Here is a 22,313-nt window from a genome sequence, read left to right on the forward strand (position 1 = left end):
ACCGTCTAGGTCACGCGGACCAGCACCGTTGCGCGCCCATGGTGGCGTCGGGAGACTTATTGGCTGCGCAGCAAGGGGCGCGGAACGGATAGCGCAGGGCGAAACGGAGACATTATGCGGGTCTGGGGGATCATCCCCCAGGACTTCCCTTCTTCCCTTACTGCAAAGTCACCCCATCCTCATCGTCATCATCCGTTCGGCGCCCGAAGAACTGCATCAGTTGCACCAAGAGCTCACACCGCTCGCGCAGACCGGAAACCTCCAGCAGCGCCTGCTTCGCCGCCGCATCGAACGGCGCGATCTGCGAGACTCCGTTGATCAGCGACTGGTCGTCCAGCCGCGCGACCTGCTCCCAGTCCACCGCGTAGCCCTGCGCATCGGCGAATCGCCGCGCCTCGCGTTCGAAACTGGCGCGCTCGATGGCAGCCAGCACTTCATCGCCGTCGTCCGGCAGCAGTTCCGCCTCGATCTGGCGGAAGGGCGTGGTCACATCGAGTTCGCGCAGCACCCGAAAGCGCGATTCGCCTTCGAGGATAATGTTGAAGCGCCCGTCTTCCAGCGCCTCGACGTCGCCGATCCGGCCAAGGCACCCTACCGCGTAGAGCGGCGCGCCTTCCACCGGGCGCTGCGGCTGGATCATACCGATGCGCCGATCGCGTGCGAGGGCGTCGCTCACCATCGAGCGGTAACGCGGCTCGAAGATGTGGAGCGGCAGTTGCAGCCCCGGGTAGAGGACGGCGCCCGGCAGGGGAAAGATGGTGATCCGCACGGGCGCCGCTCCGCTCAGCCGAACAGGACGGTGGAGAGCTTGCGGCGCGTGGCCGAAACCCAGGGGTCTTCCAGACCGACCGCCTCGAAGATCTGCAGCAGCTTGGCGCGGGCGGCGCCTTCGTTCCATTCGCGGTCGGCGGCGACCATGGCGAGCAGGGTGGCGGCGGCATCGTCGCGCTCACCGGCCGCAAAGGCAGCGTTGGCGAAGGCGAGCTGCGCCTCCATGTCCTCGGGGCGCGCGGCAGCGGCGGCGCGCAGGGCGGCGAGCTCGCTGTCCTCTGGCTTGTCCTTGGCCAGCGCCAGTGCCGAACGCGCGCGTTCGAGGTGCGAATCGGCAGCCAGTTCCGGCTCGAGGCTGGCGAGGATCTGTTCCGCTTCCTCGATTCGCCCGGCGGCGACGAGGCCGCGCACGAGACCGGCGATCACTTCGCCATTGTCCGGCGCGATCTCGAGGATCTGCATGAAGATCGAGGCCGCGCGTTCGCCGTCGCCCTCGGCCAGCGCTTCCTCACCCATGGCGATCAGCGGGGTGATGTCCTGCGCCGGTTCGGCCCCGGTCTGGACCGGCAGCTTGGCGAGCAGCTGGTCGAGCATCTGCTTGAGCTGCGATTCGGTGCGCGCGTTGGTCAGGTCGGCCACCGGCTGGCCCTGGAAGATCGCGTAGACCGTGGGGATCGTGCGGACCTGGAACTGGCTGGCGATGAACTGTTCCTCGTCGACATTCAGCTTGGCAAGCACCACGCCCTTGTCGGCATACTCGGCGGCGACCTTTTCCAGCACCGGCGTCAGCGCCTTGCAGGGGCCGCACCATTCCGCCCAGAAATCGAGGATCACCAGCTTTGTCATCGACGGTTCGGCCACGGACTGGCGGAAGCGGTCCACCGCCTTCTGTTCGTCGAGGTTGAGACCCATGCTGGCCAAGATTCGTGCTCCCGTGAATGCGTACGTGAAGAAGTTCGAGGGCACTAGATCGGCCTTCGCGACCGATTTGTGAAGGGTTTATGGGCTTCTTGCCAGTCTTCGTGCGATTCTTTCAAATTAGCTCTTGCCGACCCCCAAAAGCGCTGCTAGTCGGCCGCCTCACCCCGGACCTGCCGGTCACTCCAGCAGGTCTTGAACGTCGAGCGGGCGTAGCTCAGGGGTAGAGCACAACCTTGCCAAGGTTGGGGTCGAGGGTTCGAATCCCTTCGCCCGCTCCAGTTCACATACGGGATTTTCGGCTTGTCCGGAATGTCTCGAACGCCGAGCGGGCGTAGCTCAGGGGTAGAGCACAACCTTGCCAAGGTTGGGGTCGAGGGTTCGAATCCCTTCGCCCGCTCCAGTTCGCATACGAGATTTCCGACGTGTCCCGAACGTCTTGAACGCCAGAGCGGGCGTAGCTCAGGGGTAGAGCACAACCTTGCCAAGGTTGGGGTCGAGGGTTCGAATCCCTTCGCCCGCTCCAGTTCGACAAATCTTCAAATCGCGAAGAATCAGCACAAGGCCGAAGCCTTGCGCCGACGTTTGCCCCCTCAACGCTTCGCGAACCATTCCGCCATGCGTTCGATCGCCTGCTCGATCCGCGGCGTCGACACCGCGAAACTCATGCGGAAATGGCGATGACCATCGACGGGATCGAAATCGACGCCCGGCGCAGTGGCGACGCCGGTGTCGCGCAGAAGCTGGCGGCAGAACGCCAGGCTGTCATTGGTCAGGTGGCCGATGTCGGCATAGATGTAGAAGGCCCCGTCGGGCGGCGCGATCTCGCTGAGGCCAAGGCGCGGCAGCGCCGCCAGCAGCAGTTCGCGGTTGCGCGCATAAGTGTGCAGATGGCCTTCGAGTTCCGCCGTCTCGTCCATGGCGATCAGGCCCGCATGCTGCGCCAGCACCGAGGGCGTGAGAAACAGGTTGCTCATCCGCGCGCGCGCCGCCGTCACCACCTCGGGCGGCACCACCAGCCAGCCGAGCCGCCAGCCCGCCATCGAGTAGTATTTCGAGAAGCTGTTGACCACCACCGCCTCGGGCAGATGCTGCAAGGTGGATTGTGCAGCATCGCCGTAGGTCAGCCCGTGATAGATCTCGTCGGAGACCACGCGGATGCCCTTGCGGCGGCAGACTTCGGCGATGGCCGCCAGTTCCTCAGGCGCGATCACGGTGCCGGTGGGATTGGCGGGACTGGCGAGAATGAGGCCATCGGGCACCGGATCGAGCGCATCGAGCGCGGCGGCGGTGACCTGGTAACGCTCGGCCGGGCCGCAGGCCATTTCGACCGGCTCCAGATAGAGCGTCTTCAGCGTATTGCGGTAGGCAACGTAGCCCGGCCGCGCCAGAGCCACCCGCGCGCCCGGCGCGAAGAGGCTGCTGAGCGCCAGCACGAAAGCGGGCGAGGCGCCGCAAGTCAGGATCACCTGCTCGCGGTCGAGAGTGACGCCGTAAGCCTCGGCATAGTGCCGGGCGATGCGTTCCAGCAGCGCCGGGCTTTCCCAATAGCCCCCCGGATCACTGTCCAGCACCTTGTGCGCGGCGGCGATGGCGGCGGCCGGCGCTCCGGTGGAAGGCTGGCCATATTCCATGTGGATCACATCGCGCCCCTCGGCCTGCAATTCATAGGCAAGGCGGCCGATGGCCATGGCGTGGAAGGGGTCGACCTGGGCGATCTGCATCGTCGTCTTCTGGGGCGCGTTCATGGTCATCTGCTAGGCCGCGAAGGCCCCGCAGGCAATCCCGCTTGCCTCTGGCCGCAGGCCTGCCCCGCCTGTCTGGCCGCGCCTCCCGGTAGCCGCCAGACAGGCGGCAAAGGAGAGCGCCCCCGTGCCGACCCAACTCGATCATTACCGCCTGCTTGGCCGTTCGGGCCTGCGCGTCTCGCCGCTCTGCCTCGGCACCATGACCTTCGGCGTCGGTCCCGGCGCCTGGGGTTCAAGCGACGAGGAAGCGGCACGCATGATCGACATCTATGCCGATCGCGGCGGCAACTTCGTCGATACGGCCGACTTCTACGGCCAGATGGGCGGCTCCGAACGGCTGCTGGGCCAGATCCTCGGCAACCGGCGCGAGAGGCTGGTGATCTCCACCAAGTATTCGCTCAGCACCAGCCCCGGCGATCCCAATGCCGCAGGCAATTCACGGCGCAACATGGTGCGCTCGGTCGAGGCCTCGCTGACGCGGATGCAGACCGAATGGATCGACCTGCTCTACCTCCACATGTGGGACTTCCGCACGCCGGTGGACGAGATCCTGCGTGCCTTCGACGATCTCGTGCGCAGCGGCAAGGTGCTCTACATCGGCCTTTCCGATACCCCGGCATGGCAGGCCAGCCGCATGCAGGCGATCGCCGAACTGCGGGGCTGGACGCCGTTCTGCGCCTTGCAGATCCAGCACAACCTGATCGAGCGCACGGTCGAGCGCGAACTGATCCCGATGGCGCGCGAGATGGGGCTCGGCGTCTGCCCCTGGTCACCGCTGGGCGGCGGGGTGCTGACCGGCAAGTACGGCGATGCCGACCTTGCCGCCCCTGCGGACGCGGCCATGACCTCGCGCAAGGCGATCAACCTCGCGACCGGGCGGCTGAGCGAGCGCACTCTCGCCGTCGCGGCCGCGACCGCCGACGTGGCGCGGGAGATCGGCTGCACCGCGGCGCAAGTGGCGCTGGCCTGGCTGCTCGCCCATCCCGATGTCGCCGCCCCGGTGCTGGGCGCACGCACCCCGGCCCAGCTTGAGGACAACCTCGGCGCGCTGGAGGTGACCCTGCCTGCCGAGCACCTCGCCCGCCTCGATGCCGTGAGCGCGGCGGCACCGGTTTTCCCGATGGACGTGCTGACCGGAGCCGCCGAAACGATCATGACCGGCGGCGTCACCGTCGAAACCCGCCGCTGATCCCGTAAAAGGAGGCCCGATCAAAGGAGACCCGATTGCCCGCCGGAGCGTGATCTGGCTCACGCTTTTCAGCCGTGCAAGGTGCGATAAGGGCGCTATCCGGGGCGGGCGCCGTGAACCACCCGCCCCGGATTTCCCCCGGCCATTGCTCTCAGGGAGGCATGGGCCGAGGACAGCAAAAGCGTTTCGATCGGGACAGGTTCTTGGCGAACCGTTCTGGCGCGAACTGGCGGGTTCGTTCCAGTGTTCCGGTCAGGCTGGATTTCCAGCTCTCCGGCACCGCCGGAACGCGGCATCGATCCGCCACGCATCCATGGCCTTGCCGCGAATCCGGGGGGAACTCGCGGCGGCCCCGATGCGGATCCTCACCGGAGGGAATGGGCCGAAAGGCGGGGTGAGGAAACGGATCGATGCCGCGCCTATCACGCCGCGTGGTCTCGTTCGAGAGTTCGGTTTGCGCCCCATTGCGGTCATCGCGTCAACCCTGTTGCAGAGGTTCTAGATTTGGCTAGATGCTCGGGGAGCAATTAACATTCATGGACGGATTGCGGCATGCCTGCTCGTGACTTCTGGAAATCCGCTCCACAGGGCATGATAATTTGTGCTGTTCTAATGCTGGTCACACTTATTCCTTCGGCTCTGAATTACTATCTGAGCCTTGGTTGGTTCGGCTCTCACGACCGATTGGCATTCGGTGCATCCGCAATTTTTGGCCTAATTTTAGCTCGCCGCATCCAGGTTTGGCATGCCGAAGGGCGATGACTTAAGCGTCCGCTTCCCACCCAAAACCGCCCTTCCCTCGCTACCCCGCACATGCTGAGCCTGTCGAAGCCCCCCCCCCCGATCCGATCAGGCCGGATCCGCGCTGGCGATCCCCGGTCGCTCGGCCCCCATGCCCGAAAAGCCGATCGAGTAGCCGCCGTCGACCGGCAGCACCACACCGGTCACGTAGGCCGCCTCGTCGCTGGCGAGATAAAGCGCCGCCTGGGCGATGTCCCTTGCCAGCCCCCAGCGCCCCATCGGGATGCCCGCCAGCACCGGGAATTCCGCCGGCGGCTCGGCATGGATCTTCGAGGCTTCCACCAGCCCGGTCCACACCGTGCCAGGCGCGATCGCATTCACCCGGATGCCCCGGTCCGAATAGTCGAGGGCCGCCGCCCTCGTCAGCTGGTTCACCCCCGCCTTGGCAGCGCCATAGACCGCATGATGCTTCCAGCCGACCACGCCCGACGCCGACGTCGTGTTCACGATCGCCCCGCCGCCGCTCTCCAGCATGGCGATGATACCGTATTTCATGCCGAGGAACGCACCGCGCAAATTGGTGGCATGGACCCGGTCCCATGTCTCCAGCGACTGCCTGTGCAGCGGCGCCATCGCCCCGCCGAACCCGGCATTGTTGCACAGCACGTCGAGCCGGCCAAAACGCTCCTGCGCGGCGCCGACCATCGCCTGCACCTGAGCCTCATCGGAAACGTCGCACTGCACGCCCAGCGCCTCGCCGCCGAGGTCAGCCGCCACGTCGTCCTGCTTGCCCGAGATGTCGGCCAGCACCAGCCGCGCCCCCTCGCCGTGGAACAGTTCGGCCATCGCCCGGCCCATGCCCGACCCCGCGCCGGTGATGATGCAGACCTTGTCCTGCAGTCTTCCCATGATCGTACTCCCCTCAGGCGCTGGTATCGATGGTCGGGCGAATCGCGATCTCGGAGATATTGGTCCGGCGCGGCATGGCGAGGATAAAGACGACGGCCTCGCCGATGTCGCGCGGCTGCACCGCACCGTCCTTGCTCACATGGGCCTTGATCGCACTGCGCCACTGCGGGTCGCTGATCGAATCCGCCACTTCCGTCTCGGTCGCCCCCGGCATCAGCGTGGTGACACGGATGTTCCGCCCGCCCAGTTCCTGCCGCATGCCGTCGGTCATCATGTTCACCGCGTGCTTGCTCGCCGAATAGGCACTGGTCATCGGCCCGCCCTTGCGCCCGGCGAGCGAGGAGATGGTGATGATGTCGCCCCCGCCCTGCGCCAGCATGTGCGGCACGGCAGCGGCACTGGCGTAGACGGTGCCCATCAGGTTGATGTCGATCACCCGCCGATAGATCGCGGTATCGCAGTTCTCGATCCCGCCCGCCTCCATGATCCCGGCCGAGTTGATCAGGATGTCGATGCGCCCGAATGCGGCGACCGTCTTCTCGACCGCGCCGCGCGCATCGTCCTCAAGGGTCATGTCCCCCGGGATCGCCAGCGCGGCACCGCCCGCCGCCTCGATCTGCGCGACCAGTCCTGCCAGCCGCGCGGTCCGCCGGGCACAGACGACGACCCGGGCGCCCGCTTCGGCAAGGCACAACGCCGCCGCCGCCCCGATCCCCGACGACGCGCCGGTAACAAGCGCGACCTTTCCTGCAAGCTGTCCCGACATGGCTTCTCCGCTCCACCCGCGCGGCACCTTGCGGCCGCTTTCACGGGCACAGGCTGGCGGGCGGCGAAAACACAGTCAACGAAAATTGCTGAACATGTGTTCAAATCGCCATGGCGGCGAGGAGGAATTGTATCGCGCGAGGCGAATTGATGTGCATCGCCGTATTGACGGACCGGCGCCCCGCGTGGCAATGCGCGGCTCCGGCGGGGACACCTGTCTGGAAACCGGCCGACCAACCGGAATGCGGGTGTAGCTCAATGGTAGAGCAGCAGCTTCCCAAGCTGAATACGGGGGTTCGATTCCCCTCACCCGCTCCAAAATCCTGTTCGGCGCAGGCCGCAGTTGATTGAAAAATCCTTTGATTTTCGCTATTTCCAGGGCGATCGCTGGCTTTCAGCAGTCGCGCAAGATGGGGGCCTAATTAGGCGGCCTCGCAAGACCCCGACATCTCCGAGGCCCCCACATGGCGCTGACTGATACCGCAATCCGCAACGCAAAGTCGTAGCCATCCGGTGAAAGCCGCGGCGTAGCGCGGATCAGGTGGTGATCGAGCGCTGGGTTGGCTGCCAGTTCCATGGCAGCAGCTCGTCGAGTTGGCGAACCGGATGCTCAGCGATGCGAGCGAGCACGTCCGCGAGCCAAGCCTGGGGATCGATGTCGTTCAGGCGGGCGGTCTGGATCAAGGTGTAGAGGACAGCCGCGCGCTGACCGCCACGATCGGATCCGCAGAATAGCCAGGCTTTCCGGCCGAGCGGCACGCAACGCAGAGCGCGTTCTGCGGCGTTGTTGGTCAGGCAGACCCGGCCGTCGTCGAGGAAGCGGGTGAAGGCGTCCCAGCGCCGGAGCATGTAGTTGATGGCCTTGGCGAGATCGTGGTTGCGCGACAGCCTGGCGAGTTGGGTGGTGAGCCAGGCGTGAAGCTCGGCCATGAGTGGCCCACTCAGTTCCTGGCGCACAGCGAACCGCTCTGCCGCGTCATTACCGTTGATGCCGCGCTCGATATCAAACAAGGCATCGATCCGCTGCACGGCCTCGAGTGCGATCGGGTAGATCATGCCGGCATGCTCGCCACGGCCCTTCTTGCGGGCTGCGCTGGCAACGTCGGCGAGCTCGAAGAACTTGCGCCTCGCGTGGGCAAAGCAGCCGGCCTCAAGCACGGGCGCAGGCATGCGTCCGGGAGCATAGAGCTCGCCGTAACCACCATAGGCATCGGCCTGCAGGATCCCTGACCACGACGATAGATGCGCTCTTGGATGATCTCCGCGCCGATCGCGCGAGTAGTGGAACAGCGCTGCGGGCGGATCGGCGCCAGCGAACGGTCGGTCATCGCGCACGTAGACCCAGAGTCTGGCCGTATCGGTCTTCACCTTGGCCATGACGGGCACGGTCGTATCGTCGCCATGCAATCGCTCGGCAGCGAGGACGTGCGCCTCGATGAGGCGATAGAGCGGCATCAGCGCAAAGGCGGCGGCACCGACCTGGTCGGCAAGCGTCGAGGTGCTCAGCGGCACGCCTTCGCGGGCGAAGCGCTCGGCCTGACGGTTGAGGGGCTGGTGCTGGCCGTACTTCTCGAACAGCAGCATGGCGAGGAAGCTGGGGCCAGCCCAGCCACGCGGCACGACGTGGAAGGGCGCCGGCGGCTGTGTGATCGTCTCGCAATTCCGGCAGGAGAACTTCTCGCGCACGGTCTGGACGACCTTCCATGCGCGCGGGATCACCTCGAGCGTCTCGGTGACGTCCTCGCCCAGCTTCGATAGCCTGCTGCCGCCGCAGGCCGGGCAAGAGCATGGCGCCGGCACGACGACACGCTCGCGCGGCAGGTGTTCTGGAAACGGCTTCCGGGATGGCCGCTTGCGTTCGAAGGCGGTGACGGTCGCGGTCTTCTCGGCCGCAACCTCGGCAGCAAGATCGTCCTCGGCGGCGTCGGCCTCGAGATCTTCGAGCTGCAACTCCATCTGGTCGAGCAGGCGACGGGTGCGCTCGGCGCTGGCGCCGTACTGCTCGCGCCTGAGCTTGGCGATCTGCAGTTTGAGGTGCGCGATCACGGCCTCGGTGGCGCTCTCCCGGGCATGGGCATTGGCGAGCTTGGCCTCGGCCTCATTAGCCCGCTGGGTCGCGCTCGTCAGCAGCGCCTTAAGCGCTTCGATATCGTCAGGAAGGGGCGAAACGACGACTTCCATGACCGCGATGGAATCACAGAAACCCGCCCAAATGAAGCGCAAAATGCTCCGCTGGAGAAGAAAACGACGCCCCTATCCAGCGCTCTGCGGACGCCAGGAATACTGCGGGTTCCGCCAGTCGATCCCATCGAGCAGGCAGGCGAGTTGCGAAGCTGTCAGCGACACCATCCCGTCCTTGGCCGATGGCCAGACGAAGCGACCCTTCTCGAGCCGCTTGGCGTAGAGCGACATGCCGATCCCGTCGTGCCAGATCAGCTTCACCAGAGATCCGGCCCGCCCGCGGAACACGAACAGATCGCCGCCATGGGGATCGCGCTTGAGGCCCTGTTGGACCAGCAAGGCCAGTCCCTGCATCCCCTTCCTCATATCCGTGTGCCCCATCGCGATCCAAACACGGGCGCCTGAGGGGATCATCGCAATGCCTTCAACGCCGAAGCCACCAGCGCCGGCAAAGCCGAGGCAAAAATGCTGATCCGCTTGCCGCGGGCCAGGTCGATGACGATCGCGGGCTGCAGGCCGGAAGGAGCGACGTCGAGATCTTCGATCATCACGGCCGCGGCGAAATCGGGAGCCGCCAAATCGTCCGGTTCGGGCTCGGAGTGAGCATCGCGCAGCTTACGCCGCCACGTGTAGACCAGCGCGGTCGACACATCACGTCGCCGTGCGACCTCGGCGACGCAGGCCCCGGGTGCGAAGGCCTCGCTCAGGATCTCCAGCCGTTCCTCGTCGCTCCAACGGCGACGCCGCTCCGGCCCGGAAAACACTGTCATCTGACCCATCGACCGCTCCTAAGCGCACTCTTAAGAGCGCACTGTACGCATCCGATAGAAGCCGCGGTGGCGATTGTGACCGGAAGATGAGACTATAGGCGGAGCCGCGAGGAGCCGCTTTATGGAAGAGCAGGATATCGATACCGACCGTATTGACGCGGCGACCCTCGCATTGATGTTCCTGACGTTACACGATGCAGACAGGATTTCGGGCACATGCCGAGCATGGAAGTCGTTCGATTGGAGCGCGCTGGGGCGGCTGCACGACCGAGGATGGATTCGCGATCCCGTAGGTAAAGCGAAGTCGGTGGTGCTCACGCCCGTCGGTCTGGAGCGCTGCGAGCAGCTGTTTCATCAATTGTTCGACGCGCGCCCCAAGGATCCGGTGTGATTGTAATTCAGGCGGCGAGCTCCGCGTCGAGCTTTTGCTGCTGAGCCGCCTTCCAGTTCCACGGGAGGAGTTCGTGGAGGCGGCTCTGCGGGATATCGGCGATCCGAGCGAGGACGTCGCTAAACCAGGCAAGGGGATCGACATCGTTGAGGCGTGCGGTGCCGAACAGGCTGAACATCATCGCGGCACGTTCGCCGCCCCGATCCGAGCCGACGAAGAGCCATGCCTTTCTGCCCCGAGCCACGGCGCGAAGCTCGCGCTCTGCAGCGTTGTTGGTCAGACAGATCCGGCCATCGGCGAGGAACGTAGTGAAGCCCTCCCAGTCGTTGAGGAAGTAGTTGATGGCCTTCGTCACGGCATCGTGGCGCGAGAGATTGGCGCGGGTTTCCCGCATCCAGATTTCCAGTTCGGCGACGATTGGCGCAGAAAATTCCCGACGGACTGCAAGGCGGTCTGCCGCAGGTTTACCGTTGATGTCACGCTCGATGGCGAAGAGCCGATCGATCCTTTCCAGCGCTTCGCCGGCCAGCGGAGAGATGAGCGGGGCGGCGCCCTTCGTGCGCTTCATCTGTTGCCTGATGTCGACGAGCTTGAAGAATTCGCGGCGGCCGTGCGCCCAGCAGTTTGCGCGTGTCATGGGCTTTTCACCCCGTCCCTCGCGGAACAGATCGTTGAAGCCGGCAAATTTGTCGACCTGCAGGATACCGCTGTAGGTTGCCAGATGCGCCCGGGGATGTTCGCCTTTGCGATTGCGTGAGTAATAGCACAGCGCCACCGGTGGCGCGGGACCACCGAAGGGTCGGTCGTCTCGCACATAGTCCCAGATCCGCGCCACCTCGGTCTTCAGTTTGGCGAGAAGCGGCACCGTGGTGTCGTCGGCGTGAAGGCGATCTGCAGCCAGACCGTGAGCTTCGAGAAGCAGGAACAGGGGTTTCACCGCCACGCAGACCGCACCGATCTGGTCGGCCAGGGTCGAGAGGCTCAATGGGATTCCCTCACGCTCCAAGCGATCCCGCTGGCTGTTGAGGGGCTGGTGCAAACCGTATTTCTGGAAGGCGAGGTTCGCCAGGAAGTGCGGCCCGAACATTCCGCGCGGAGTAACGTGGAACGGCGCCGGGGGCTGGCTGATCTTCTCGCACTGCCGGCACGAGACCTTTTCCCGAACCGTCTGGACCACCTTATGACGGGCGGGCACGCGTTCAAGCGTTTCGGTGATGTCGGCGGGCAGATGGCTAAGATCGTCGGAGCCGCAGCAAGGGCAAGCCTCCGGCGCTGGGATCACGACCTTCTCGCGCGGCAGGTCCGCCGGGAAGTCGCGGCGCGTGGTCCGCGTACGGGTAAAGGCCGTGACTGCCGTGGTCTTTGTTGCAGCAATTTGTCCCAGAAGTTCGGCTTCGCTGGCGTTCGCCTCGAGTTCCTCGAAGGTCAGTTCCAACTGGTCGAGCAGCCGGCGGCTGCGTTCGGAGCTCGCGCCAAATTTGTCGCGGCGCATCTTCTCGTTCATCAGCTCGAGATAAGCGTTGCGTGCCAAAAGGTCGGCATTGATCGCCCGAACCTTGGCGACCTCGGCATCGGCGATGAGAGCTTTTTCCTGAGCCGCCGCGAGATCGGTGGCCGCCGTTTCGGCCCGCTCACGAACGGCAACGAGCTCAGCGCGAAGTTGCTCAAGCTCGTCGGATGCGTCGCCGGTGGCCATGCCTCTTCATAGCATAAGGGTGCAATAAACCCCACGATTTCTGCCGTTTCCCTCACCGCTGCGGCGATCAACCAACCTGTGTCGGGCGCCAAGTTTCCTGAGGGTTGCGCCAGTCAATTCCTTCCAACAGGCACGCCATCGCCGAAGCCGAGATTGCCACCGTTCCGTCTTTCGCCGCGGGCCAAACGAACCTGCCCTTTTCGAGGCGCTTGGCGTAAAGAGACATGCCGATGCCGTCATGCCAGAGGATCTTGCACAGCGATCCGCTCTTGCCGCGGAAAACATACAGGTCACCGGTGTGGACGTCTTTTTGCAGGGACTGCTGGACCTGCAACGCCAACGACCGCATCCCCCTGCGCATGTCCGTGTGCCCGAGCGCGAGCCAAACCTTGCCGCCGGTCGGGATCGGGATCATTGAACCAGCACTTTCAGCGTTGTCGCGACAAGTTCGGCCGACGCATCGTTGGAGATGTTCACCAACACACCGTTCACACGAACCTGTATCGCGAACGCTGCGCTTTCGGCATCTTGATACTCTGTGCCCACGACCAGTTCGGCAAACTCATTCGATCCAGCATGCTCTTCCATGCCAAATTCGGTGCGCCACCGATAAAGCTGGCTGGGATGAACATCGACAGCCCGAGCGACCCGAGACACGATCGCCCCTGGTGCAAATGCCTTGGCGACCAAGCTGATTTTCTCCTCGTCGCTCCACTGCCGCCGGCGTGCCGCTCCCGAAAATATCGTCACCTGACCCAACGCATCACGTAACCGTCCGGCCTGACCCGCTTGCTCGGTTCGGGATGTGTGGTCAGGACGTCCTATTGGTCGCTCATTTGAGCGTACGATAGGACGATCATGACGCAAGTGACGGTGTTGAATGGTGCGCGACGGCATCGGGATTGGTCGGACGAGGAACGTCTGGAGATTCTCCGTGAGGCATTTTCGCCGGGCGCAGTCGTTTCGCAGGTGGCGCGGCGATACGATGTTTCGCGGGGGCTGATTTACATTTGGCGCCGAGCGGCCATGCGGCGGGCGGAAGCGGCGTTCGTCCCCGCGGTCATCGAGGAAGTTTCGGAGCCAACCGTGACTCCCACTGGGCTGTCCGAACCGGAGGCGGCGATCGTGCTGGAACTGCCTGATGGCCGGCAACTGCGCATTTCGGCATCGACGCCGCCTGCCTTGGCCGCAGCCGCGCTGAAGGCGCTACGGTGATCCCGTCGGGCGCGCGAGTGTGGATCGCGATGGGCCACACCGATATGCGTAGGGGCATGCAGGGTCTGGCCGCGATGGTCCAGCAGCACTTCACCAAGGATCCGTTTGCCGGCGATCTGTGGGTCTTTCGGGGACGCAGCGGCACGCTGGTGAAGATCATCTGGCACGATGGGATCGGCATGTCGCTTTACTCAAGGCGGCTTGAGAAGGGGCGTTTCATCTGGCCCTCGGCGAAGGATGGTGTGGTGTCGCTGACGAGTTCGCAACTCGCCTGCCTGCTCGACGGTATCGATTGGCGCAACCCGCAGTATTCCTGGCGGCCACAGAGCGCCGGATAGCTAGTAAAGCGATCGCATTTCGGGCTTGATCGGAGGGGCTGACGATGATTCACTCCCTTCATGGAAGCCGCTGCTTCGCCCTTTCCAGATGACGCTGATGCGCTCAAGGCGCTGCTGGCGAACGCGCTTCTGAAGGCCGACGAGGCAGAGCAACGCGCCGCAGCCGTCGAGGCCGAACTGGCCAATGCCCGCGCTCTGGCGAGTGCGACCGAGGCCATGATCGCCCATCTCAAGTTGCAGAACGCCAAGCTACGCCGCGAGCAGTATGGCACCAGCGCCGAACGCACCGAGCGGCTGCTTGCGCAGTTCGAGCTTGAGCTCGAGGACCTCGAAGCCGATGCGGCCGGGGACGAACTCGCCGCCCAAGCCGCCGCCGCGAAGACGACGGCCATTTCCGCCTTCGAGCGCAAGAAGCCGGTCAGGAAGCCGTTCCCCGCTCATCTTCCGCGCGAACGTGTTGTCGTTGCCGCGCCGTGCTCGTGCCCGGCCTGCGGCGGCAACCGGCTGTCCAGGCTCGGCGAAGATATGACCGAGACGCTGGAGGTGATCCCGCGCTCGTGGAAGGTCATCCAGACGGTGCGCGAGAAGTTCGCCTGCCGGGATTGCGAGAAGATCACGCAGCCGCCAGCACCGTTCCACGTCACCCCGCGCGGATGGGCCGGCCCCAGCTTTCTCGCCATGCTGCTGTTCGACAAGTACGGCCAGCATCAGCCGCTTCACCGTCAGGCCGAGCGCTTTGCCAGCGAAGGCGTGACGCTCAGCGTCTCGACGCTCGCCGACCAGATCGGCGCGGCCTGTCTTGCGCTGATGCCAATATACCAACTGATCGAGGCCCACACACTGGCCGCCGAGCGCCTGCACGGCGACGACACCACCGTGCCGATCATGGCCAAGGGCAAGACGATTACCGGGCGATTGTGGGACTACGTACGCGACGATCGGCCCTTCGGCGGCAATGATCCCCCTTCGGTCGTCTTCTACTATTCGCGCGACCGGCGCGGCGATCATCCACGACGCCATCTTGCGGCCTGGTCCGGGATTCTGCAGGCGGACGCCTATGGCGGCTACAACGAGCTTTACGCTCCGAACCGGCAGCCGGGGGCGATCCTCGAGGCTGGATGCTTCGCGCACGCGAGGAGGAAATTCTTCGAGCTGGCCGACGTCGAAGGTGCCGCACGTAAAAAGAGCCGCGGCGAGAAGGCCGGGCTCGTCTATCCGATCGCGCTCGAGGCCGTGCAGAAGCTCGATGCCCTGTTCGCCATCGAGCGCGACATCAACGGCAAGAGCCCGGCCGAACGTCTCGCAGCCCGTCAGGAACTCAGCGCGCCGCTGATGACCGAGCTCCACGAATGGCTGAACGCACAGCTCGCCCGAATCTCGCGCAACCACGATCTCGCCAAGGCCATCAACTACATGCTGCGCCGCTGGAGTGCGTTCACCCGCTTTCTCGACGAAGGCAGGGTCTGCCTCTCGAACAACGCCGCCGAACGATCGCTGCGCTGTGTGCCGCTCGGACGCAAATCGTGGCTATTCTGCGGTTCCGATCGCGGTGGCCAGCGGGCGGCGGTCGCTTATTCGCTGATCCAGACCTGTCGCCTCAACGACGTCGATCCCCAGGCGTGGCTCGCCGACGTCCTCGCCCGCATCGCCGATCATCCCATCAGCCGGATCGACGAGTTGCTCCCGTGGAACTGGCGGTCCGCTAAGGTCGATCTCGCCGCCTGACCCAACTTCGCCGCGGTCCTCGGCGTATGCTTACCGCATCACCCTCGCATCAGTGCAAGCACTACAGCTTGCACCAGTGCTTACCTCCAGGGTCTGGATTCAACCTGCAAGGCGGCCCTCAGCGGAGCCGTACGCAAAGTCTGGGGACAAAGCGTATAAGGTTAGCGGTGCGAGAACCCCACGTTGACGCTGCTGGTTATCGGATTTCGATGTTTCGGGCGCCGCCGATGCTGACGTGAAGCATCTCGACCAGCTCTGGAACGATTTTCCAGGATTGAGCCAGGATCTCGCCGGCCTGGCCGCGTAGTGCGTTCTGGCGTTGATCCTCGGGCATCATTGTCGTGCAATGACCGAGGATGGCGGTCAGTGGGTGGCCGATTTCCGGATTGGATATGTGCGGCTTCCAGTCGTCGATGCTGAGCCGCATGCCGAGGTAGAAGCCATTGGCGAAGTCCTCCAGGAGAACTTCGCCAGCGTCCGTGCGCATGTAAATGGGGGCATAGCGCTTCGGTCCGCCGGACAGGGTCGCGCCAATCTGGCTATACCGCTGGAAGATCGTGTTGCGGACAGCCTCCTCGATACTGCCATCCGGCGCCCAGGCGATGCCGTCTCCGACTATGGGGCGCAGCCAGTCTTCGGGAGGAATGAACTGGGGCGATACGACAAGCGCGGCGAGATAGCCGTCGATCATCGATACGCCCGGCATCGGATGCTCGCGAGTGGCCAGCCATTCCTCAAGCTTTTCATGCGTGAGGATGCGCGCTCTTCTGGGCTTCTTTGGGCGCTTGAAGCGACTGGTGCTACTCATGCGGCCAGTCGCATAGCGGTCGGTTCAGCGGGGCGCCAGTTCCATGCCAGGAGCTGCTCGAGATCATTGCTGAGGACTTCACCCGAGACCATCCGGGCCAGCACATCGTTCAGCCAGGTGTAGGGATCGAGCCCGTTCAGTTTTGCTGTCTGAAGCAGGGAAGCGAGCACCGCCCACGTATGGGCCCCGCCTTCGTTGCCGGCGAACAGACTATTGCGGCGTCCGATTCCAATCGGGCGCATTTGCCGCTCGATCATGTTGTTATCGACCTCGACGCGGCCATCTTCGAGGAACAGGTTGAGGCCGCGCCAGTGGCCCTGAGCATAGCGGATGTGCCCAGCCAGATCCGAGACCTGCGAGACGCGCGGCAAGGTATCGTCGAGCAGCGCCTTGAGTTCCTCCATGATCGGCCTGGACTTCTCCTGCCGCGTGAGCAGCCGGTGCTCGGCACTGGTGCCACGGATTTCCGCCTCGATCCGATAAATGCGACTGAGCAGAGTGATGATCTGCGCGGTGATCGGCGATCGGGTGCTTTTATGAAGGTCCACGAAGCGTCGCCGCAGATGCGCGAGGCAGAACGCGAGCCGGATATCTCCGGACAACTCGTCCGGGTTCTCGAAGGCCTTATAGGCACGATAGCCATCGACCTGGAGCACGCCCTGATAGCGTCCAAGCTGCTCGGATATCGTGCGATGGCTTCGGGAACGGGCATGGACATAGCACACCGCCGGCGGTGCCGGACCATTCCAGGGGCGATCATCGGTTCCATGGGCCCAGAACTGGTCGATGCGGACTTTGCCGTTGCCACCTCCAACCACAGGCATCCGGGTTTCATCGACGTGGATGCGGGGATGACTATGGATTGCCCGCAGTTGCAGATCGTAGAGGCCTTCGAGCCACCAGGCTGCGCACTTCAGCCAGCGTGTCAGCGTCGATCGATCAATCTGCAGGCCATGCCCTGCCAGCATCTGGGCCTGGCGATAAACCGGAAGATACCATGCGAAGCGCTGTGTCACGATCCAGGCGATCAGCGAGGTTGTCGCCATTCCGCCTTCGATCATCCTGCGCGGCGCCGGTGCCTGGACGATGCCGCCCTCACAGGTCCGGCAAGCGTACTTGGGGCGGACGGTCGCAATCACACGCAGGATGGCCGGCACGATGTCGAGCGCCTCGCTCACGTCCTCGCCGATTTTATGCATGCCGCCCTGACAGCAGGCACACTGCGTGCTTTCAGGTTCGATGACGTGAATGATCCGGGGCAGATGCTTGGGTAGAGCGCCGATGTTGCGCCTGGCACGAGGCTTTACCCCCATGGGCATCGGATCATCGTTGGCTGCTGGCGCCACGTGAACGGCACTCAGGTCCCCCAGATCGAGGCACCCTTGCTCGTCCAGAACGACGCGCGCTTTTTCGGAGCGCGAACCGAACAACATCGCCTTATAGGTCTGCAACAGCCTGGAGGCCGCCGCGAGTTCGGCCTCCAGTTCCGCCACCCGGCGGGTCATCGCATCGAGTGCGTCAGCCTGATTTTCCGGGGGTCGGGTCACCCGATTTTGTTAGCACACAATCGCGCAAAAACCCATAAAAACCGGCACTTTCACCCTGCCATGTCGGGCTTTTTTATCGGGTTTTCCTCAAGGCGGCGCCAGTCCATTCCGCCCAGCAGCAGCGTCATCTGCGCCGAGGTCAGCTTGATCACCCCGCCTGTCACGGGCGGCCAGAAGAACTTCCCAGCCTCCAGCCACTTTGTCACCATGATGGTTCCGGAGCCGTCAAAATGCAGGAGCTTCAAACGGTCCATCCGCTTCGACCGGAACACGAAGACATCACTGGAATAGGGATCTCGGCCCAACTCGTTGGCCACCAGCGAGGCGAGCCTGTTGATACCGGCCCTGAAGTCGATCGGGCCCGACACCAGCACGACTTTCAGATCGCTGCGCCCGCCGATCATCGCTGACGCAGCGCCTCGCAAACAACCCTCAGGACGCCGGCGTCCACCGCGCCGCGCACCACGACGTGGGCGCCGTCGAACCCAATCTCGAGACTGCCTTCCGGAGCCCGCGTGCCATCGTCGACTTCCAGCGGCACAAACGAGATCGGCTCCATCGCCGCCCGGTCGCGCACCGTTCGCCGCCAGTAATGGAGCAAGCCCGGGCTCATGCCATGGCGCCGCGCCACCGCGCTGATGTTGGCGCCCGGCTCAAAGCTTTCCGCAGTGATCCGCGCCTTCTCGTGTGCATCCCACCGTCGGTTGCGCTTCTGCGGGCCCAGGATTGTCGCTTCGGCTACATCCGACTTCGCACTATGCGGCACACCGTTCCAATGCGTATTCGCACACCGTGCCGCACTGTTTAAATCGCCGTTCAAACCACTGGCGTCATCATCGAGCATCTTGCCATCTCCGCTGCCAATTCAAAGGCAGGGTCATTGGCTCAGCAATCAGCGCCGTCTACGTGGGGCGCTCGCATCGCTAACCGTATAAGGCAGGACTCTCAAGGAGGTTTTGGTGCCATTTCGTGGCCCCATTTTGCTCAAGATGGCCTGGAACTGCCTGACACACTCTTAGTCCGGGGAGGCTCAAGAATGGCAGAATTCAGCCATATTTCGGAGCGTTTGGGACGATCTGAGAGGGAAAGGTGGTGCCGCTTACGTGACTCGAACACGTGACCCCATCATTACGAACACGAGCGATAGAACGGCGGAAATCGAAGGTTTCCGAGGATTCTGATGCCGGAATTTACCCAATCTTCCGGGTTGCCCAAGCGATACCCAGATTGTGCCGAAATCCGAACTGGGCATCTTCCTACCGAAAGCACTTTGGCTCGGTGAAAGTTCGGATTTCGACCCGGTCAAAACCCGGACCTCCTCTTCCATCAGCTTGGCTTTGGTTCATCGTACAATTGGCAGTCCTCGCGCAACGTACGCAGGGCATCTCACGTAACCAGAACAGCCCTCTCGGTTCTAATTTCTTCCAATATTGAAGGCAAAATATCTACGGGCTTCGCCTTGCTGAAATACCATCCCTGTAGGAAGTCACAATCCATCTTAATGAGCAAGTTAGCCTGATCCAGGTTCTCGACACCTTCTGCCACAACAGTCTTTCCCAATTTATGAGAAACGTCTATTATTCCCTTAACAATAAATTTGTCATCGCAGTTAGACGTGATGCGCTCGACGAAACTCTTGTCAATCTTGATACGGTCAATCGGCAATTGGCGCAAATGAGTTAGCGAGGCATAGCCGGTTCCAAAGTCATCGAGTGCCACCATAACTCCAGCATCATGCAACTGCTGCAGGCTTTGATGCACACGTTGATGGTCCCTGCCCAGGAACATACCTTCTGTCACCTCAACGCAAAACTGATTGGCTGCAATACCAGTTTGACGAGAGAGTTCAAAAAAACGCTCTATAAACTGGTCCGTGCGAAAATCCGCATTGCTTAAATTGATGGCGATCTTCCCCAGTTCCACACCAGCAGCCCTGAGCGTTTCTGCGTCACGGAAAACTTGCTCAAGTATGTACAAGCCTAAAGCGGCAGCGGTAGGTTTATCATCAAAACCATCGCGGAAGCTGTCTGGAGAGAGTACGCCATGTACAGGGTGCTGCCAGCGCAACAGGGCTTCGACAGAGAAGGGGAGCGTTGATCTCACAGGCACTACAGGCTGATAGAATAGCTTGAATTCCTCATTCTCGATAGCCATTTGGATGCCGCTAAGGAGGCGGAACTTCCTATCTACTGCATATCTTAGCTCCTCATCAAAATATTCCACGCGATCCTTACCAAGTTTTTTAGCATGATACAGAGCTATATCTGCCGCTTTGAACAGGGATAGGTAGGTAGACCCATGATCTGGGTACTTTGCAACTCCAAGACTAGCGGGAAAATTACGTGATGACTTTCCTAGATCAATAGGTTCTCTTATCGTATCAAGAATGCCATCAAAAAACTTTAGTGCGTTTTCATCATCCACCCCCGATAGGATGAAGCCAAACTCATCTCCGCCCACCCGTGCGATCAGGCACTCATCTCCGACAGATGCCAATAGCCTTGAAGCCATTTCCTGCATTACGGCATCGCCAATATCATGACCAAAGGCGTCATTAATATCTTTAAATGAATCGACGTCCATAAGCCCAAGATAGAACGGGGGTGAAGCTTGATTAGCCGACGCGAGGATTTTTTCGATCGATTCGCCAAATTTACGCCTGTTGGGCGTACCTGTTAATGCATCAATATTTGCGACATCGTCTAACAGTTGGTTGGCTGATCGAAGTTCTTTTTCAACTGTTTTGCGATCAGTGATATCAAAGCGGATGGCCGTATATCCATCGACTTTTCCTGCCTTGCTGACATGCGGAACAATTGTCGTATCAACCCAATATAAGCTGCCGTCTTTCCGGCGGTTGCAGATTTCGCCATGCCAGTTCAAGCCATTTGAAATCTGGCTATACATCTGGCGAAAGAAATCTTCTCCGTGAGCACCGGAATTCACGATACGGTGGTTGCTACCAACCAACTCTTCCTTGCTATACCCACTTATTTCACAAAACTTCTTGTTGACGAATGTGATTTCGCCAGCAGAATTTGTCGTTGCAACGATTGCCGCGCAGTCAAGGGCGTATCGAATGAAATCTTCGTTCGACAGATATCTCTTTGACATGATCTATATGCAACCACTACTGTAAAAGTATATTGTAATATCCAGGTTTCCGGCAATTTCGCATTGCCACAGGTCTTCCGCTGCTCTCGAAAATAGTGTCGTCAGCATAATTTACTAGGCCACAACCCAATCCATTGAGTGACACGTAGATATTTTTGATTTACCCCACCGGGGCGAACGATGGAGAGGTGAACGGCATGAGAACTGAGATCCTCGATAAAGGCCTGCCTTATGGAAGCCACCTGCAAACGCAGCACTCGGCGAACAAGCCTTGATGGAAAGCTGGGTCGCTCTGCCAACTGGCATTCGGGGATTTGACAGAATTTTACGCGGCCAAAAACAAGCCATAACTCAAAGGCTTCCTGATATCGACTTGATGAAAACCATGTAACCTCCAGCCACCATCTCGACGAAGCAGGAGCAAACCGCGCCGAACCAAGTTTACCTATGCGTAAAGCAAAGGAATGAGGTGGTACAATGAATTCTATCAGCAATATCCACTCTTTGAACCCGACGCAGTCCGCTACCCGGTCGCTGGGGACTGAACTGGAATTGTTGTACGAGGCGGTGCGCTCGGTGTGCCCGCTTTCAAGTGTCGTCAACATCTGCTTCGACGGGCGCTTCAATGTGCATGTGGATGTGCAATCGTATGAAGAAGCCATTGAGGTTGAAGCGCTTCTGCCAACCGTTGGAAATAGCGTACTGCAAGACGTTCGGCGTACCGCAACCCCGCATCAGCCGTTTCGTCGCCGGGTGTCCGCAACTGTAATGGTCTAATGGTGGGTGATTGGCGGCAGTATCTTGTCTGATTCTGCCTGGATAACCCGAGGCCATAGAGCGGTCTTCGTGAACAGCTTCTCTGTCGGATAGGGATTGCCGTGGCGGATTTCATCCAGCAATCCGAGCCAGCACAAAGGCCGCAGGATATGGATGTAGGTCAAAGCATAAGCTCGATGGTCTTCCGATCCAGCCCCGAACAGCACCTCTGCGAAACGCTCGTAGGTCAGGCCAGTATGTGCCTCGACGTTGATGATGTTGAGGAACAGAAGCCAATCTCCGGCGAGTTCGTCACCGTACCGCGTATACCGGGAGTGATCGAGGACGAAGAGCACGTGATGGGCCAAGGCGATCCAGAGGTTGCCGGGATGCTGTAGTAGATCCTTGCCGGTCTTCGTGATGTACAGGAAGCCTTTGCGATGCCGTGCAAGTTTGGCGCTAACCAGTAAGTCATGCAGCACCACCAGCGGCGGGAAGTCCGGTTCGTTCAGCACCTTGTTCACCGCATACAGGTCTTCGGCGGTGTAATACGGCCAGTTGAACGCTTCGGCAGCCCACATCACGAAATACCGCTTCAGCGCCTTGCTCTGCGTCAGACCGATGGGGCCATGCTCGACGATATAGCCGAGGGTCAGCAAGGCACCGCGCAGCAAGGGCGATTGGGCAAGGGCCGGGTCTTCATGTGCGGGGGCGACGAATTCGATCATGAC

At 62.0% G+C, this 22,313-nt stretch carries 23 protein-coding genes and 4 tRNA genes; 10 read left to right on the plus strand and 17 right to left on the minus strand.

The annotated features are described in order from the left end of the window. Window positions 1–157: 157 nt before the first annotated feature. Together DM450_RS14530 and DM450_RS14535 are read right to left on the minus strand one after the other, a co-directional pair. On the minus strand, window positions 158–769 hold the full coding sequence (locus DM450_RS14530) for an LON peptidase substrate-binding domain-containing protein (protein WP_242526341.1): 612 nt from the start codon (window positions 767–769) through the stop codon (window positions 158–160). A gap of 14 nt (window positions 770–783) precedes the next feature. Next, window positions 784–1,683, minus strand: a complete 900-nt coding sequence (locus DM450_RS14535) for a tetratricopeptide repeat protein (protein ID WP_142637952.1) — start codon at window positions 1,681–1,683, stop codon at window positions 784–786. A gap of 212 nt (window positions 1,684–1,895) precedes the next feature. Between DM450_RS14535 and DM450_RS14540 the strand changes: the two genes are divergently transcribed. The 3 genes from DM450_RS14540 (at window position 1,896) to DM450_RS14550 (ending at window position 2,215) form a co-directional block, all read left to right on the plus strand. Continuing rightward, window positions 1,896–1,970: transfer RNA gene (locus tag DM450_RS14540), tRNA-Gly, on the plus strand. Between the two features lie 47 nt (window positions 1,971–2,017). After that, window positions 2,018–2,092, plus strand: a tRNA-Gly gene (locus DM450_RS14545). A 48-nt stretch (window positions 2,093–2,140) separates the two neighbouring features. Continuing rightward, window positions 2,141–2,215 (plus strand) — tRNA-Gly (locus DM450_RS14550). Window positions 2,216–2,282: 67 nt separating this feature from the next. Here the strand turns inward: DM450_RS14550 and DM450_RS14555 are convergent. Further along, a complete protein-coding gene (locus DM450_RS14555; protein ID WP_260609887.1) occupies window positions 2,283–3,437 on the minus strand; it encodes an aminotransferase class I/II-fold pyridoxal phosphate-dependent enzyme in 1,155 nt (384 codons plus the stop codon). 124 nt (window positions 3,438–3,561) lie between these two features. Between DM450_RS14555 and DM450_RS14560 the strand changes: the two genes are divergently transcribed. Then, window positions 3,562–4,626, plus strand: a complete 1,065-nt coding sequence (locus tag DM450_RS14560; RefSeq protein WP_142635948.1) for an aldo/keto reductase — start codon at window positions 3,562–3,564, stop codon at window positions 4,624–4,626. A gap of 849 nt (window positions 4,627–5,475) precedes the next feature. Here the strand turns inward: DM450_RS14560 and DM450_RS14565 are convergent. Together DM450_RS14565 and DM450_RS14570 are read right to left on the minus strand one after the other, a co-directional pair. After that, on the minus strand, window positions 5,476–6,276 hold the full coding sequence (locus DM450_RS14565; protein ID WP_142635950.1) for an SDR family NAD(P)-dependent oxidoreductase: 801 nt from the start codon (window positions 6,274–6,276) through the stop codon (window positions 5,476–5,478). Window positions 6,277–6,289: 13 nt separating this feature from the next. Then, entirely contained in the window at window positions 6,290–7,042 is a 753-nt protein-coding gene (locus tag DM450_RS14570) for an SDR family oxidoreductase (protein ID WP_142635952.1), read from the minus strand. A 243-nt stretch (window positions 7,043–7,285) separates the two neighbouring features. On the opposite strand from DM450_RS14570, the gene DM450_RS14575 reads away from it, so the two are divergent. Further along, window positions 7,286–7,359 (plus strand) — tRNA-Gly (locus DM450_RS14575). Between the two features lie 219 nt (window positions 7,360–7,578). On the opposite strand, the gene tnpC (DM450_RS14580) is transcribed toward DM450_RS14575, so the two are convergent. The 3 genes from tnpC (DM450_RS14580) to tnpA (DM450_RS14590) form a co-directional block, all read right to left on the minus strand. Next, window positions 7,579–9,222 (minus strand): IS66 family transposase, encoded by a 1,644-nt coding sequence (tnpC, locus tag DM450_RS14580; RefSeq protein ID WP_142633891.1) that lies wholly within the window; start codon window positions 9,220–9,222, stop codon window positions 7,579–7,581. Between the two features lie 72 nt (window positions 9,223–9,294). Then, window positions 9,295–9,636, minus strand: coding sequence for an IS66 family insertion sequence element accessory protein TnpB (gene tnpB / locus DM450_RS14585; RefSeq protein WP_036524680.1), 342 nt, complete (start codon window positions 9,634–9,636; stop codon window positions 9,295–9,297). Continuing rightward, a complete protein-coding gene (tnpA, locus tag DM450_RS14590) occupies window positions 9,633–10,001 on the minus strand; it encodes an IS66-like element accessory protein TnpA (RefSeq protein ID WP_142633895.1) in 369 nt (122 codons plus the stop codon). The genes tnpB (DM450_RS14585) and tnpA (DM450_RS14590) overlap by 4 nt, the downstream gene beginning before the upstream one ends. A gap of 112 nt (window positions 10,002–10,113) precedes the next feature. Here tnpA (DM450_RS14590) and DM450_RS14595 point away from each other — a divergent pair, with 112 nt between their 5' ends. After that, a complete protein-coding gene (locus tag DM450_RS14595) occupies window positions 10,114–10,383 on the plus strand; it encodes a DUF6429 family protein (RefSeq protein WP_142635954.1) in 270 nt (89 codons plus the stop codon). Window positions 10,384–10,390: 7 nt separating this feature from the next. Here DM450_RS14595 and tnpC (DM450_RS14600) read toward each other — a convergent pair whose 3' ends face one another. From tnpC (DM450_RS14600) to DM450_RS26235, 3 genes are all read right to left on the minus strand, one after another. After that, window positions 10,391–12,079: an IS66 family transposase gene (tnpC, locus tag DM450_RS14600; protein WP_142635957.1), complete on the minus strand. Its 1,689-nt coding sequence runs from the start codon at window positions 12,077–12,079 to the stop codon at window positions 10,391–10,393. A gap of 67 nt (window positions 12,080–12,146) precedes the next feature. After that, the gene (gene tnpB / locus DM450_RS14605) at window positions 12,147–12,494 is read right to left on the minus strand and encodes an IS66 family insertion sequence element accessory protein TnpB (protein ID WP_142635959.1); all 348 of its coding nucleotides are present in this window, start codon (window positions 12,492–12,494) and stop codon (window positions 12,147–12,149) included. After that, complete coding sequence (locus DM450_RS26235; RefSeq protein ID WP_142635961.1) at window positions 12,491–12,976, minus strand: transposase; 486 nt, start codon at window positions 12,974–12,976, stop codon at window positions 12,491–12,493. The genes tnpB (DM450_RS14605) and DM450_RS26235 overlap by 4 nt, the downstream gene beginning before the upstream one ends. Between DM450_RS26235 and tnpA (DM450_RS14615) the strand changes: the two genes are divergently transcribed. Genes tnpA (DM450_RS14615) through tnpC (DM450_RS14625) form a run of 3 tightly spaced genes read left to right on the plus strand, consistent with a single transcriptional unit; the run spans window position 12,938 to window position 15,357 of the window. Then, entirely contained in the window at window positions 12,938–13,294 is a 357-nt protein-coding gene (tnpA, locus tag DM450_RS14615) for an IS66-like element accessory protein TnpA (protein ID WP_142632478.1), read from the plus strand. The two genes, DM450_RS26235 and tnpA (DM450_RS14615), sit on opposite strands and share 39 nt — an antisense overlap. A 17-nt stretch (window positions 13,295–13,311) precedes the next feature. After that, window positions 13,312–13,632, plus strand: coding sequence for an IS66 family insertion sequence element accessory protein TnpB (gene tnpB, locus DM450_RS14620; RefSeq protein WP_260610419.1), 321 nt, complete (start codon window positions 13,312–13,314; stop codon window positions 13,630–13,632). Window positions 13,633–13,692: 60 nt separating this feature from the next. Continuing rightward, on the plus strand, window positions 13,693–15,357 hold the full coding sequence (gene tnpC, locus DM450_RS14625) for an IS66 family transposase (protein ID WP_142635963.1): 1,665 nt from the start codon (window positions 13,693–13,695) through the stop codon (window positions 15,355–15,357). Window positions 15,358–15,553: 196 nt separating this feature from the next. Here the strand turns inward: tnpC (DM450_RS14625) and DM450_RS14630 are convergent, their stop codons facing one another. From DM450_RS14630 to DM450_RS14650, 5 genes are all read right to left on the minus strand, one after another. Next, window positions 15,554–16,165: a UPF0149 family protein gene (locus DM450_RS14630; RefSeq protein WP_142635965.1), complete on the minus strand. Its 612-nt coding sequence runs from the start codon at window positions 16,163–16,165 to the stop codon at window positions 15,554–15,556. Beyond that, the gene (tnpC, locus tag DM450_RS14635) at window positions 16,162–17,670 is read right to left on the minus strand and encodes an IS66 family transposase (RefSeq protein ID WP_185928620.1); all 1,509 of its coding nucleotides are present in this window, start codon (window positions 17,668–17,670) and stop codon (window positions 16,162–16,164) included. The genes DM450_RS14630 and tnpC (DM450_RS14635) overlap by 4 nt, the downstream gene beginning before the upstream one ends. Before the next feature lie 92 nt (window positions 17,671–17,762). Further along, window positions 17,763–18,116, minus strand: coding sequence for an IS66 family insertion sequence element accessory protein TnpB (gene tnpB / locus DM450_RS14640; protein WP_142635969.1), 354 nt, complete (start codon window positions 18,114–18,116; stop codon window positions 17,763–17,765). Then, window positions 18,113–18,556: an IS66-like element accessory protein TnpA gene (gene tnpA / locus DM450_RS14645; protein ID WP_142635971.1), complete on the minus strand. Its 444-nt coding sequence runs from the start codon at window positions 18,554–18,556 to the stop codon at window positions 18,113–18,115. The genes tnpB (DM450_RS14640) and tnpA (DM450_RS14645) overlap by 4 nt, the downstream gene beginning before the upstream one ends. A 542-nt stretch (window positions 18,557–19,098) precedes the next feature. Beyond that, entirely contained in the window at window positions 19,099–20,826 is a 1,728-nt protein-coding gene (locus DM450_RS14650; RefSeq protein WP_142635973.1) for a bifunctional diguanylate cyclase/phosphodiesterase, read from the minus strand. 477 nt (window positions 20,827–21,303) lie between these two features. Here DM450_RS14650 and DM450_RS14655 point away from each other — a divergent pair, with 477 nt between their 5' ends. Next, window positions 21,304–21,603 carry a hypothetical protein gene (locus DM450_RS14655; RefSeq protein ID WP_142635975.1) on the plus strand — a complete coding sequence of 100 codons (300 nt, stop codon included), beginning with the start codon at window positions 21,304–21,306 and terminating at the stop codon, window positions 21,601–21,603. Here DM450_RS14655 and DM450_RS14660 read toward each other — a convergent pair. Further along, a complete protein-coding gene (locus DM450_RS14660) occupies window positions 21,600–22,310 on the minus strand; it encodes a hypothetical protein (protein WP_142635977.1) in 711 nt (236 codons plus the stop codon). The genes DM450_RS14655 and DM450_RS14660 overlap by 4 nt on opposite strands. Window positions 22,311–22,313 lie beyond the last annotated feature (3 nt).

Source organism: Sphingomonas sp. IC081 (assembly GCF_006874585.1).
In the GTDB taxonomy this organism is placed as follows: Bacteria; Pseudomonadota; Alphaproteobacteria; order Sphingomonadales; family Sphingomonadaceae; genus Novosphingobium.

Bases quoted from the DNA above. Each gene is read 5' to 3' on its own strand.
- DM450_RS14595 (WP_142635954.1), top strand. From the start codon at position 10,114: ATGGAAGAGCAGGATATCGATACCGACCGTATTGACGCGGCGACCCTC.
- DM450_RS14660 (WP_142635977.1), bottom strand. From the start codon at position 22,310: ATGATCGAATTCGTCGCCCCCGCACATGAAGACCCGGCCCTTGCCCAA.
- DM450_RS14565 (WP_142635950.1), bottom strand. From the start codon at position 6,276: ATGGGAAGACTGCAGGACAAGGTCTGCATCATCACCGGCGCGGGGTCG.
- tnpC (WP_142633891.1), bottom strand. From the start codon at position 9,222: ATGGAAGTCGTCGTTTCGCCCCTTCCTGACGATATCGAAGCGCTTAAG.
- tnpA (WP_142632478.1), top strand. From the start codon at position 12,938: ATGACGCAAGTGACGGTGTTGAATGGTGCGCGACGGCATCGGGATTGG.
- tnpA (WP_142633895.1), bottom strand. From the start codon at position 10,001: ATGGGTCAGATGACAGTGTTTTCCGGGCCGGAGCGGCGTCGCCGTTGG.
- DM450_RS14630 (WP_142635965.1), bottom strand. From the start codon at position 16,165: ATGAGTAGCACCAGTCGCTTCAAGCGCCCAAAGAAGCCCAGAAGAGCG.
- tnpB (WP_036524680.1), bottom strand. From the start codon at position 9,636: ATGATCCCCTCAGGCGCCCGTGTTTGGATCGCGATGGGGCACACGGAT.
- tnpB (WP_142635969.1), bottom strand. From the start codon at position 18,116: ATGATCGGCGGGCGCAGCGATCTGAAAGTCGTGCTGGTGTCGGGCCCG.
- DM450_RS26235 (WP_142635961.1), bottom strand. From the start codon at position 12,976: ATGCCGTCGCGCACCATTCAACACCGTCACTTGCGTCATGATCGTCCT.
- tnpC (WP_185928620.1), bottom strand. From the start codon at position 17,670: ATGACCCGCCGGGTGGCGGAACTGGAGGCCGAACTCGCGGCGGCCTCC.
- tnpA (WP_142635971.1), bottom strand. From the start codon at position 18,556: ATGCTCGATGATGACGCCAGTGGTTTGAACGGCGATTTAAACAGTGCG.
- DM450_RS14535 (WP_142637952.1), bottom strand. From the start codon at position 1,683: ATGGGTCTCAACCTCGACGAACAGAAGGCGGTGGACCGCTTCCGCCAG.
- DM450_RS14650 (WP_142635973.1), bottom strand. From the start codon at position 20,826: ATGTCAAAGAGATATCTGTCGAACGAAGATTTCATTCGATACGCCCTT.
- tnpC (WP_142635957.1), bottom strand. From the start codon at position 12,079: ATGGCCACCGGCGACGCATCCGACGAGCTTGAGCAACTTCGCGCTGAG.
- DM450_RS14555 (WP_260609887.1), bottom strand. From the start codon at position 3,437: ATGAACGCGCCCCAGAAGACGACGATGCAGATCGCCCAGGTCGACCCC.
- tnpB (WP_142635959.1), bottom strand. From the start codon at position 12,494: ATGATCCCGATCCCGACCGGCGGCAAGGTTTGGCTCGCGCTCGGGCAC.
- tnpC (WP_142635963.1), top strand. From the start codon at position 13,693: ATGGAAGCCGCTGCTTCGCCCTTTCCAGATGACGCTGATGCGCTCAAG.
- DM450_RS14570 (WP_142635952.1), bottom strand. From the start codon at position 7,042: ATGTCGGGACAGCTTGCAGGAAAGGTCGCGCTTGTTACCGGCGCGTCG.
- DM450_RS14655 (WP_142635975.1), top strand. From the start codon at position 21,304: ATGAATTCTATCAGCAATATCCACTCTTTGAACCCGACGCAGTCCGCT.